Origin of the sequence: Thioalkalivibrio sp. ALRh (genome assembly GCF_000381425.1) — a bacterium.
Classification (GTDB): Bacteria; Pseudomonadota; Gammaproteobacteria; order Ectothiorhodospirales; family Ectothiorhodospiraceae; genus Thioalkalivibrio.
Genome location: NZ_KB906519.1, coordinates 735,438 through 746,401 on the forward strand (window position 1 = coordinate 735,438; position 10,964 = coordinate 746,401).

A 10,964-nucleotide genomic window follows, 5' to 3' on the forward strand; every position below is an offset into this window, starting at 1 on the left:
TGCCCATGACCCCCACCCCCCTGCTGGATGCAATCGAATGGCCCGCCGACCTGCGGGCGCACCCGGCCTCGGAACTGCCGGGGCTGGCCGGCGAATTGCGCCAGTTTCTGATCGAGAGCGTCTCGCGCACCGGCGGCCATCTGGCCGCGAACCTGGGCACCGTGGAGTTGGCGGTCGCGCTGCACTACGCGTTCAATACCCCGGACGACCGCATCGTCTGGGATGTAGGGCATCAGGCCTATGCCCACAAGATCCTGACCGGCCGGCGCACCGGGATGGCCAGCCTGCGCCAGTACGGCGGGCTGGCCGGCTTCCCCAAACGCGCCGAGAGCGAGTACGACGCCTTCGGGGCCGGGCATTCCAGCACCTCGATCAGTGCCGCCGCCGGCATGGCCCTCGCCGCCAAGCACGCAGGACTGGACCGCCGCCATGTGGCGGTTATCGGCGACGGGGCGATGACCGCCGGCATGGCCTTCGAGGCGCTCAACCACATCGGCGATCTCGACTGTAATCTGCTGGTCATCCTGAACGACAACGACATGTCGATCTCGCCGAACGTCGGCGCGATGAACCAGTACTTCACCCGGCTGCTGTCCGGGCGGCTGTACAGCTCGGTGCGCGAGGGCTCCAAACGCATGCTGGAGTTCGTCCCGCCGATGAAGGCCTTTGCCGAGCGAGCCGAGGAGCACATGAAGGGCATGCTGGTGCCGGGCACGCTGTTCGAGGAACTGGGCTTTCGCTACTTCGGGCCGGTGGACGGCCATGACGTGAACGGCCTGGTATCGATCCTGAAGAACCTGCGCGGCGGTCACGGTCCGCAACTGCTGCATGTGGTCACACGCAAGGGACAGGGCTATGCCCCGGCCGAAGAGGACCCCTGCCGCTACCACGGGGTCTCCAAGTTCGAGCCGGAGAACGGGCTGACGCCCTCCGGGCCGAAGCCGCCCGCGTATACCGACATCTTCAGCCAGTGGCTGTGCGATCAGGCCACGGCCGACGACCGCCTGCTGGGCATCACCCCGGCGATGCGCGAGGGCTCCGGGCTGGTGGCCTTCTCCGAGCAGTTCCCCGAGCGCTACTTCGATGTCGGCATCGCCGAGCAGCACGCGGTCACGCTGGCCGCCGGCATGGCCTGCGAGGGGCAGAAGCCTGTGGTCGCGATCTACTCGACCTTCCTGCAGCGGGCGATGGACCAGGTGATCCACGACGTCGCCCTGCAGAACCTCCCGGTGCTGTTCGCGGTGGACCGCGCGGGGATCGTCGGCGCCGATGGCCCGACGCATGCCGGCACGTTCGATACCGCGCTGCTGCGCAGCGTCCCCAATATGCTGCTGATGGCCCCATCCAACGAGCACGAGTGCCGCCAGATGCTGTCCACTGGCTACGCCTACGAGGGCCCGGCGGCGGTGCGCTATCCACGCGGGGGCGGCCCCGGCGTCCTGCCGGAAGGGGGCAGCGAGGACCTGGAGACCCTGCCTGTCGGACGCGCCGAGGTCGTACGCGAGGGCCGAGGCCTGGCGATCCTCAGCTTCGGCGCGCTGCTGGAGACCGCCCTGGCCGCGGGCGAGGCGCTGGACGCCACCGTGGTGAACATGCGTTTCATCAAGCCGCTCGACACCGAACTGCTGGCGCGGCTGGCCGCCCGCCATGAAGGCTTCGTGACGCTCGAGGATCATGCCCGCGCCGGTGGCGCCGGCAGCGCGGTGCTGGAATGGCTCTCCGCCGAGGGCCTGACCCTGCCCTGCCAGGTACTGGGCATCCCGGACGTTTTCACCGAACATGGCTCGCGCGAACAGATCCTGGCCGACTGCGGCCTCGACACCGAGGGCGTGCTGGCCGCGATTCGCCACGCCTGCGGGCAGGAGAATTGCGCGGACGCCGGCGGCCGGATAGGCTTCGCGGGCTGATTTTTACCCCGCGACCACCAGCGTCGCCTGCCGGAATCGACCCATGAGCGCCCGTTACACCCTCCGCGTCCTGACCGACTTTGCCTCCGCGCATACCCTGCGCGATTACCCGGGGCAGTGCGCGAACATGCATGGACACAACTGGAAGGTAGAGGCCGAGGTTCAGGCCGAGACGCTGGATGACGCCGGCATGGCAGTGGACTTCAAGGTGGTCAAGACCGCCGCGCGCGAGATCGCCGGGCAGCTGGACCACCGCTATCTGAACGACGTCCCGCCGTTCGACACGGTCAACCCGACCGCCGAGCACATCGCACAGTGGTTCTTCCGCCAGATGGCGGAGCGCCTGAACCGCCCGGGCCTGCGCATGCACGCGCTGACCCTGTGGGAGACCGACCGCGCCTGCGTACGCTACAGCGAGGACGGTTAAGCCTCCCCCGCTTCACCACCCCCACCCCCCGCCACAAGCACCGTCATCGCGAGGAGCGAAGCGACGTGGCGAACTCCGTCCGGAACCATCTGCTTCCATAGCTGGCTCACCACCAGCTTCCGGAGGTTGCCGCGGCCCCTGCGGGGCCTCGCAATGACGGTGCCCGTTTCCCGCTCCGTTGCCGCCCCCAAGCGTACCTTACCCGCCGTCTACAGGTGATTCGAGGCGTAGTCCGCCAGCCGCGAGCGCTCGCCGCGGGTCAGTGTGATGTGCCCGCTGTGGGTCCAGTTGCGGAAGCGGTCCACCACGTAGGTCAGGCCGGACGAGGTCTCGGTCAGGTACGGGGTGTCGATCTGTGCGATGTTGCCCAGCGCCACCACCTTGGTGCCGGGCCCCGCGCGGGTAACCAGGGTCTTCATCTGCTTGGAGGTCAGGTTCTGCGCCTCGTCCAGGATGATGTAGCGGCTGAGGAAGGTCCGCCCGCGCATGAAGTTCAGCGAGCGGATCTTGATGCGGCTGGTCAGCACGTCGTTCGTGGCTGCCCGGCCCCAGTCGCCCGCACCTTCGGACTTGGCCAGGACCTCGAGGTTGTCCATCAACGCGCCCATCCACGGGGTCATCTTCTCTTCCTCGGTCCCGGGCAGGAAGCCGATGTCCTCGCCCACAGGGACCGTGACCCGGGTCATGATGATCTCCTTGTAGGTGTTGTCCTCCAGCGTCTGCGCAAGCCCCGCGGCCAGCGCCAGCAGGGTCTTGCCGGTACCGGCAGCCCCCAGCAGGGAGACGAAATCCACCTCCGGGTCCATCAGCAGGTTCAGGGCGTAGTTCTGCTCGCGATTGCGGGCATTGATGCCCCAGACGCTGTGGCGCGGGGTCATATAGTCGTCCACCAGCTCGATCACCGCGGACTCGTTCGGCTGGTCGATCTCCAGCACGATCGCGGACAACGGATTCTCCCCCTCGCGGTAGACGAACTGATTGGGCTGCCACTCGCTGACCAGGGGCCCGGTGACTCGGTAGTAGGTCCGGCCGGACTCCTGCCAGGAGTCCATCTTGGTCCCGTGGGTCTCCCAGAAATCCGCTGGCAGCTCGGTCATGCCGGAGAACAGCAGGCTGACGTCATCCAGGACCTGGTCGTTGTAGTAGTCCTCCGCGTGCAGGCCGATCACCGCCGCCTTGATGCGCAGGTTGATGTCCTTGGAGACCAGGGTGACCGGGAGGTCCGACCACTCCGTCTTGAGTGCCTGGGCGGTGGCCAGGATGTCGTTGTCCGGGGTCGAGCCGGGCAGCGAGTCCGGCAGGCGCGAGGTCAGATTGCGGGTCTGAAAAAACAGCCGCCCGGAGGGTGCAAGCGTCGACTCGCTGAGCGATTCGGCCTGTAGCGGTAACCCGGCGGCAATCTGCTCGTGGGTCGCGCCACTCATCAATTCGTCGATAAAGCGCGAGACCTGGCGCACGTTGCGCGCGACCTCGGAGACCCCCTTCTTGCCACGGTCGAGTTCCTCGAGCACGACCATGGGCAGGAAGATGTCGTGTTCCTTGAAGCGGAACAGCGCAGTGGGGTCATGCATCAGGACATTGGTGTCCAGGACAAACAGGCGTTTCGGGTCCTCCGGTGTTTCGCTCATGGCGCCTCCGCGGCCGGGGTGAGTCGAAAACAAATGGGGCGAACGTCTACTGCCAGTACTCTCGAAGGATTCGCGGGGCGCCTCACTGGCCGGCCATCTCGCGTACCGCGGCCAGGACCTCGTCCACATGCCCCGGCACTTTGACCTTGCGCCATTCCCGGCGCAGCACACCCTGCTCGTCGATCAAGAAGGTGGAGCGCTCGATGCCGCGCACCTGCTTGCCGTACATGTTCTTCATCTTGATCACGTCGAACGCCTCGCACAACTGCTCGTCGGCGTCGCTCAGCAGGTCGAACGGCAGCTCCTGCTTGGCGCGGAAGTTCTCGTGGCTCTTCACGCTGTCGCGCGAGACCCCGAGGATGACCGCGCCGGTGGCGTCGAACGCGGCCTTGTTGGCCGCAAAGTCGCGGCTCTCGTTGGTGCAGCCCGGCGTGCTGTCCTTCGGGTAGAAATAGAGCACCACGATCTTGCCGCGAAAATCACCCGGGCCCAGGGTCTGCTCGCCGGTGGCGGGCACGCGTAGGTCTTCGGGAACGGTCTGGTCAATGGCGATCGTCATTAGGTGTCACTCCGTGTCGTGGTGGGGCCGGACGGCGCCGGATCGGAATCAGGCCTTGATCGGATCCAGCACGCCGTCCAGGTTCAGTTCGTCGCAAAAATCCATGAATTCGCCGCGCAGGCTGGCCAGGTGCTGTCCCGCCGGGATGTCCACCACCATGTTGGCGGCGAACATGCGCGCGCCCGTGTGCTGAGCGGTGTAGACGCGCGTCTGTACGTCACGCAGGTTCACACCACGGCTGGTGAAGAAATCGGCCAGGGCATTGACCAGCCCCGGGGCGTCCAGCGCGACCACGTCCACCGCATAGGCCATCGCGGGCTGGCTGGATTCATCCAGCGGCCCACGGCGCACGGTGATCGCGAGATCCAGCTCGGCCTCCAGCCGTTCCAGGCGGGATTCCAGCGTGGCGAGGGTCTTCCAGTTGCCGCTGGCGCTCAGCGCCATGCAGCAATAGCCGTCCAGGGTCGTAATGCGGCTGGACTCCAGGTTGCAGCCTGTATCGACGATGACACGCGTAACGCCGGCCACCAGGCCAGGCTGGTCGGGTCCGATCAGATTCAGGATCAGATGGGTGTGCGAGCCGGCCCCGACGACCTCAGCCATGCCGGCCCCTGGAGCGCAGAGCGCAGCCGGGCGGCCACTGGCCTGAGGCAATGCTGGACGGGTTGGATGCATCCACTGGCATGATGGCTGGGAACATACCACCTCGCCTGGGTGGCGCCAACGGTCCGGGCGCCATCCAGACGGGGTCTGCGCACGGCTTCTTGAACGCCTTGTCGCGCGCCCGTTAGACTGCACCATTACCGTCGCTGGAGGAGTCGATGTTTCAAGGCAGCATGGTCGCACTGGCGACCCCGATGCACGCGGACGGCAGTCTCGACTGGCCGGCGCTTGATCGGCTCCTCGAATTCCACATCGAGGCCGGAACCGACGCCATCGTAGCGGTCGGTACTACCGGCGAATCCGCCACCCTCGATTTCGACGAACACTGTGAAGCGATTGCCCATACGGTCAAGACCGTGGGCGGGCGTCTGCCGGTGATCGCCGGCACCGGCGCAAACTCCACGCGCGAGGCGATCGCGCTCACGCGCTGTGCCCACGAAGCCGGCGCCGATGCCTGCCTGCTGGTATCCCCGTACTACAACAAGCCCACGCAGGAGGGCCTGTATCTGCACCACAAGGCCATCGCCGAGGCCGTCGATATCCCGCAGATCCTCTATAACGTTCCGGGGCGCACGGCCGTCGACATGCTCCCCGAGACAGTCGAACGCCTGGCCGAAATCCCGAACATCGTCGGCCTCAAGGAGGCCACGGGCAATAACGAGCGCACCGCCGAGCTTGTCCAGCGCGTGGGCGGCCGCTTCGACCTGTTCAGTGGCGAAGATGCGAATGGGCTGGCCTTTTTGCTGGCCGGGGGACAAGGGGTCATCTCGGTGACCGCGAACGTCGCCCCGGCGCTAATGGCCCGCATGTGCCGCGCCGTGCGCGAGGGACGCGCGGACGAAGCCCGCGAAATCAATCGCCAGCTGGATGGTCTGCATTCGGCCTTGTTCCTCGAAGCCAATCCCATCCCCGTAAAATGGGCCTTGCAGCGCATGGGGATGATAGAGGAAGGTATTCGCTTGCCCCTGACACCCCTTTCCGAACCGTTCCATGCACCGGTACTGGACGCGATGCGCCAAGCCGGCATTGAGGTCTGAGTCCGATCATGAAATTGCCTTTCAAGCCCTATCACTCCGCCACGCGCGCCACCCTCGCGATCGCCACGGGTCTCGCCGTCGCTGGTTGCGGAGGCTGGGGCGGTGATCGCCAGTCCGGCCCGGAATACGAAATGAGCCGGCAGATGGAGGACCTCGAAGTCCCGCCGGATCTGATCGCGCCAGACACCGAGCGGGCCTACCGCCTGCCCGATGACCCGGGCGGCCGCATCAGTGCCCGCGACATGCAGCAGGACACCGCCCAGCGCCAGCAACAACCCGCGCAGGCCCAGCCCGGCGCCCCGACCCGCACCGCCCAGGTACTCCCGGAGTCCGCCGAGGTGCAGCTCATGCGCGACGGAGGCACGCGCTGGCTCCAGGTCGACGGCGATCCCGGCGAGATCTGGGATCGACTGGTCGCCTTCTGGGACAGCCAGAACCTCCGCCTGGAACGCAACGAACCCCAAGTGGGCGTGATGCAGACCGAGTGGGCCGAAGACCGAGCCGGCATCCCGCTGCGCGGCACGCAGAACATCTTCGCCCGCGCCCTTGGCAACGTATACGACGCCAACACCCGCGACCAGTACCGGATGCGCGTCGAGCGCGTGAACGGACAGTCGGAAATCTACATCACCCATCGAGGTGCCGAAGAGCAGGCCGAGGGCCAGTCCTGGCGCTGGGCCATGCGCCCCTCGGACCCGGAGCTCGAAGCCGAGATGCTGAACCGGCTGCTCGTTTACCTCACCACCGGCGATCCGGGTGAAGGGGGCGCACGGGTTGCCGAGACCCTCGTCGACCGCCCGACCGAACTGCAGATGACGGAGCATGATGGTTCGCCCGCCCTGCTCCTGGGCGGTGAATATGAACGGGTCTGGCGCCAACTTGGCACCTTCCTGGACCGCGCCGGATTGCTGGTGGATGAACAGGACCGCCAGGCCGGCATCTACGAGGTCACCTACCGTCCCGACATGACCGGCGACCGCGACGAGCCCGGTTTCTTCGGCCGCATCTTCGGTCGCGGTGGAGATCGCAGGGAAAACGAGCGCTACCAGGTCCGGTTGGAGGATCGGGGCGATGGCGACCTCTTGATCGAGGCTCGCGACATTGAAGGCGACCGCCTGAGCGATCGCGACGCCGAGTTCGTGCTGGAGCGAATTCAGACTCAGATGCAGCGGTAAGCCACCCGGAGCCCGGGGCCACTCCAGCGAAGAAGCAGCGCCGGGGCGAAGCAACCTGCTCCCCCGTGGCGCCTAAGCCTGACAGCGTGCCCGGGTGGTCCACACGTCTACCCTGCATTCACCTTCGGAGCAGTGCGTGATCCGATTTTGTTCACTTGGCAGCGGGAGTGGCGGCAACGCGCTCGTGGTCGAGATCGGCTCGACCCGCCTGCTGGTGGACTGCGGATTTTCCGTACAGGAGATCGAGCGGCGCCTCGCACGTCAGGGGCTCGCGGCCACCGATCTCGATGGGGTGTTCGTGACCCACGAACACGGCGACCACCTGGGGTCCGCGCCGGCCCTCTCGCGCCGTTATGGCCTGCGCGTCTACGCCTCAGTCGGGACCCGACTGGCGGCACGCGACAGCGCATTTGCCCACCTCGAAGAGATCCAGCCGGACCTCCCAGTCGAGCTGGACGACGCCCTGGTCATCCCCTATACAGTCCCGCATGACGCCCGCGAACCGACCCAGTTCGCCTTTTCCGACGGCGCGTCGCGCCTCGTCCTGATGACCGATGCCGGCCACATCTCGCCCCACATGATCGAGACGGCCTCCGGCGCCCAGGGCCTCCTTCTTGAATGCAACCACTGCCCGGAGATGCTCGCGTCCGGACGTTACCCTCCCAAGCTCAAGCGACGCATTGCTGACGGGTACGGACATTTGCCCAACCGCGACGCGACCCGCCTTCTTCAACGCGCCGACACGTCCCAGCTGGAACACCTGATCGGCATGCACCTTTCGAGCGACAATAACCGCCCCGAACTGGCTGAACAGGCCCTGTGCGAGGGAGTCGGCGCCAGTCGCGACGAGATCGCGATCGCTTCCCAGGACCACGGGTTCGACTGGCGCTGCATCCGCTGAAGAGCACTTGTTCGCCATCGGAGCACGTCAATGCAGTCCAATTGCTAACGGCGCGACTCCCGCAGGAAATACACCCCACCCGCGATGAAGGCGAGCCCGATAATGGTCGCGACCGGCCCGCCAAACCCTGATCCTTCACGGGGCGCAATCGGAGTAAACGCCACCTCGCCTCCGAGAGCCGCGTAGGCTCCGATCCCGATCAGCACCAACCCGACCGTCACCAAACCACCGTCTGTCCGCTTCTTGCCTCGAGCCATCTCTTAAAACCGTCTCTAGTCGCCGCGCACAACGCACCTCAGCATCATGCCTGCCGTGTCAGCCATAAAAAAAGCCCGGCCCCCATATTGGGAACCGGGCTTCGGATTAATGCCTGGCGGTGACCTACTCTCACATGGGGAGGCCCCACACTACCATCGGCGCAGAGCAGTTTCACTTCCGAGTTCGGGATGGGATCGGGTGGTTCCTACTCGCTATTGCCGCCAGACAAACTGGCCAGATCACCCAGCGCGTGCGCTGCGTCATCTGAATTCGGAATGCATTCTAGGTGATGTGTACAACAGTGATGTGTCAGACGAGACCAACCATCAACACCTTGGGTGTTATATGGTCAAGCCGCACGGGCAATTAGTACTGGTTAGCTGCACGCGTTACCGCGCTTCCACACCCAGCCTATCAACGTTGTAGTCTTCAACGGCCCTTTAGGGACCTCGAGGGTCCAGGGAGATCTAATCTTCAGGTGGGTTTCCCGCTTAGATGCTTTCAGCGGTTATCCCTTCCGCACATAGCTACCCGGCAATGCCACTGGCGTGACAACCGGAACACCAGAGGTGCGTCCATCCCGGTCCTCTCGTACTAAGGACAGATCCTGTCAAATCTCCGACGCCCACGGCAGATAGGGACCGAACTGTCTCACGACGTTCTAAACCCAGCTCGCGTACCACTTTAAATGGCGAACAGCCATACCCTTGGGACCTGCTTCAGCCCCAGGATGTGATGAGCCGACATCGAGGTGCCAAACACTGCCGTCGATATGGACTCTTGGGCAGTATCAGCCTGTTATCCCCGGAGTACCTTTTATCCGTTGAGCGATGGCCCTTCCATACAGAACCACCGGATCACTAAGACCTGCTTTCGCACCTGCTCGACGTGTCTGTCTCGCAGTTAAGCACCCTTATGCCTTTGCACTCGTCGCGCGATTTCCGACCGCGCTGAGGGTACCTTCGCACTCCTCCGTTACTCTTTGGGAGGAGACCGCCCCAGTCAAACTACCCACCACACACGGTCCCCGACCTGGATAACAGGCCTGGGTTAGAACTTCAAAATTGCCAGGGTGGTATTTCAAGGTTGGCTCCACTGAGACTGGCGTCCCAGCTTCAAAGCCTCCCACCTATCCTACACAAACAAGTTCAAAGTTCAGTGTGAAGCTGTAGTAAAGGTTCACGGGGTCTTTCCGTCTAGCCGCGGGTACACAGCATCTTCACTGCGATTTCAATTTCACTGAGTCTCGGGTGGAGACAGCGCCGCCATCGTTACGCCATTCGTGCAGGTCGGAACTTACCCGACAAGGAATTTCGCTACCTTAGGACCGTTATAGTTACGGCCGCCGTTTACCGGGGCTTCGATCAAGGGCTTCGCCGAAGCTAACCCCATCAATTAACCTTCCGGCACCGGGCAGGCGTCACACCCTATACGTCCTCTTTCGAGTTTGCAGAGTGCTGTGTTTTTAATAAACAGTCGCAGCGGCCTGGTCTCTGCGACCTCGACCAGCTCAGGGAGCAAGTCCCATCACCGGCCAAGGCGTACCTTCTCCCGAAGTTACGGTACCATTTTGCCTAGTTCCTTCACCCGAGTTCTCTCAAGCGCCTTGGGATTCTCACCCTGCCCACCTGTGTCGGTTTGGGGTACGGTCCCGCGTTAACTGAAGCTTAGAGGATTTTCCTGGAAGCAGGGCATTAGTCACTTCGCTCCCGTAGGAGCTCGTCATCGTATCTCAGGATTGTGTCCCCGGATTTGCCTAAGGACACTCCCTACATACTTAAACCGGACACCAACAGCCGGATGACCTAGCCTTCTCCGTCCCCCCATCGCATTAACGCGAGGTACAGGAATATTAACCTGTTTCCCATCGACTACGCATTTCTGCCTCGCCTTAGGGGCCGACTAACCCTGCGCCGATTAACGTTGCGCAGGAAACCTTGGGCTTTCGGCGGATGGGTTTTTCACCCATCTTATCGTTACTCATGTCAGCATTCGCACTTCTGATACCTCCAGCATGCCTCTCGACACACCTTCACAGGCGTACAGAACGCTCCTCTACCACTTGCAAAGCAAGTCCGCAGCTTCGGTACATGGCTTAAGCCCCGTTAAATCTTCCGCGCAGGCCGACTCGACCAGTGAGCTATTACGCTTTCTTTAAAGGATGGCTGCTTCTAAGCCAACCTCCTGGCTGTCTCTGCCTTCCCACATCGTTTCCCACTGAGCCATGATTTTGGGACCTTAGCTGGCGGTCTGGGTTGTTTCCCTTTCCACGACGGACGTTAGCACCCGCCGTGTGTCTCCCATGCTCGCACTTCCCGGTATTCGGAGTTTGCAATGGTTTGGTAAGTCGGGATGACCCCCTAGCCATAACAGTGCTCTACCCCCGGGAGTGATACATGAGGCGCTACC

9 protein-coding genes and 2 rRNA genes (1 of these 11 only partly in view) are annotated in these 10,964 nt (G+C 63.9%); 5 read left to right on the forward strand and 6 right to left on the reverse strand.

Features of this window, described 5'->3' with window-relative positions; genetic code table 11:
• Positions 1 to 5 precede the first annotated feature (5 nt).
• Together dxs and queD are read left to right on the forward strand one after the other, a co-directional pair.
• The gene (gene dxs, locus F791_RS0103510; protein ID WP_018175386.1) at positions 6 to 1,907 is read left to right on the forward strand and encodes a 1-deoxy-D-xylulose-5-phosphate synthase; all 1,902 of its coding nucleotides are present in this window, start codon (positions 6 to 8) and stop codon (positions 1,905 to 1,907) included.
• Positions 1,908 to 1,950: 43 nt separating this feature from the next.
• Entirely contained in the window at positions 1,951 to 2,334 is a 384-nt protein-coding gene (gene queD, locus F791_RS0103515; RefSeq protein ID WP_018137821.1) for a 6-carboxytetrahydropterin synthase QueD, read from the forward strand.
• Between the two features lie 209 nt (positions 2,335 to 2,543).
• On the opposite strand, the gene F791_RS0103525 is transcribed toward queD, so the two are convergent.
• From F791_RS0103525 to F791_RS0103535, 3 genes are all read right to left on the reverse strand, one after another.
• Positions 2,544 to 3,962 (reverse strand): PhoH family protein, encoded by a 1,419-nt coding sequence (locus tag F791_RS0103525; protein WP_018137823.1) that lies wholly within the window; start codon positions 3,960 to 3,962, stop codon positions 2,544 to 2,546.
• Positions 3,963 to 4,044: 82 nt separating this feature from the next.
• Positions 4,045 to 4,521: a peroxiredoxin gene (locus tag F791_RS0103530; RefSeq protein ID WP_018137824.1), complete on the reverse strand. Its 477-nt coding sequence runs from the start codon at positions 4,519 to 4,521 to the stop codon at positions 4,045 to 4,047.
• A 48-nt stretch (positions 4,522 to 4,569) separates the two neighbouring features.
• Positions 4,570 to 5,124, reverse strand: a complete 555-nt coding sequence (locus F791_RS0103535; RefSeq protein ID WP_012981824.1) for a glycine cleavage system protein R — start codon at positions 5,122 to 5,124, stop codon at positions 4,570 to 4,572.
• A gap of 218 nt (positions 5,125 to 5,342) precedes the next feature.
• On the opposite strand from F791_RS0103535, the gene dapA reads away from it, so the two are divergent.
• From dapA to F791_RS0103550, 3 genes are all read left to right on the forward strand, one after another.
• On the forward strand, positions 5,343 to 6,221 hold the full coding sequence (gene dapA / locus F791_RS0103540; RefSeq protein ID WP_018137825.1) for a 4-hydroxy-tetrahydrodipicolinate synthase: 879 nt from the start codon (positions 5,343 to 5,345) through the stop codon (positions 6,219 to 6,221).
• Positions 6,222 to 6,229: 8 nt separating this feature from the next.
• Positions 6,230 to 7,396 (forward strand): outer membrane protein assembly factor BamC, encoded by a 1,167-nt coding sequence (gene bamC / locus F791_RS0103545; protein ID WP_038038411.1) that lies wholly within the window; start codon positions 6,230 to 6,232, stop codon positions 7,394 to 7,396.
• Positions 7,397 to 7,580: 184 nt separating this feature from the next.
• Positions 7,581 to 8,297 (forward strand): MBL fold metallo-hydrolase, encoded by a 717-nt coding sequence (locus F791_RS0103550; RefSeq protein ID WP_019592183.1) that lies wholly within the window; start codon positions 7,581 to 7,583, stop codon positions 8,295 to 8,297.
• 44 nt (positions 8,298 to 8,341) lie between these two features.
• Here the strand turns inward: F791_RS0103550 and F791_RS0103555 are convergent, their stop codons facing one another.
• The 3 genes from F791_RS0103555 to F791_RS0103565 form a co-directional block, all read right to left on the reverse strand.
• Positions 8,342 to 8,554, reverse strand: a complete 213-nt coding sequence (locus tag F791_RS0103555) for a hypothetical protein (protein WP_019592184.1) — start codon at positions 8,552 to 8,554, stop codon at positions 8,342 to 8,344.
• 111 nt (positions 8,555 to 8,665) lie between these two features.
• A 5S ribosomal RNA gene (rrf, locus tag F791_RS0103560) occupies positions 8,666 to 8,781 on the reverse strand.
• A 119-nt stretch (positions 8,782 to 8,900) separates the two neighbouring features.
• Positions 8,901 to 10,964: ribosomal RNA gene (locus tag F791_RS0103565) — 23S ribosomal RNA — on the reverse strand; it runs 816 nt beyond the window's last position.

What these genes read in the sequence shown, in the direction of transcription:
- dxs (WP_018175386.1), top strand. Translation starts at nt 6, where the DNA reads ATGACCCCCACCCCCCTGCTGGATGCAATCGAATGGCCCGCCGACCTG.
- F791_RS0103530 (WP_018137824.1), bottom strand. Translation starts at nt 4,521, where the DNA reads ATGACGATCGCCATTGACCAGACCGTTCCCGAAGACCTACGCGTGCCC.
- queD (WP_018137821.1), top strand. Translation starts at nt 1,951, where the DNA reads ATGAGCGCCCGTTACACCCTCCGCGTCCTGACCGACTTTGCCTCCGCG.
- bamC (WP_038038411.1), top strand. Translation starts at nt 6,230, where the DNA reads ATGAAATTGCCTTTCAAGCCCTATCACTCCGCCACGCGCGCCACCCTC.
- F791_RS0103555 (WP_019592184.1), bottom strand. Translation starts at nt 8,554, where the DNA reads ATGGCTCGAGGCAAGAAGCGGACAGACGGTGGTTTGGTGACGGTCGGG.
- F791_RS0103535 (WP_012981824.1), bottom strand. Translation starts at nt 5,124, where the DNA reads ATGGCTGAGGTCGTCGGGGCCGGCTCGCACACCCATCTGATCCTGAAT.
- dapA (WP_018137825.1), top strand. Translation starts at nt 5,343, where the DNA reads ATGTTTCAAGGCAGCATGGTCGCACTGGCGACCCCGATGCACGCGGAC.
- F791_RS0103525 (WP_018137823.1), bottom strand. Translation starts at nt 3,962, where the DNA reads ATGAGCGAAACACCGGAGGACCCGAAACGCCTGTTTGTCCTGGACACC.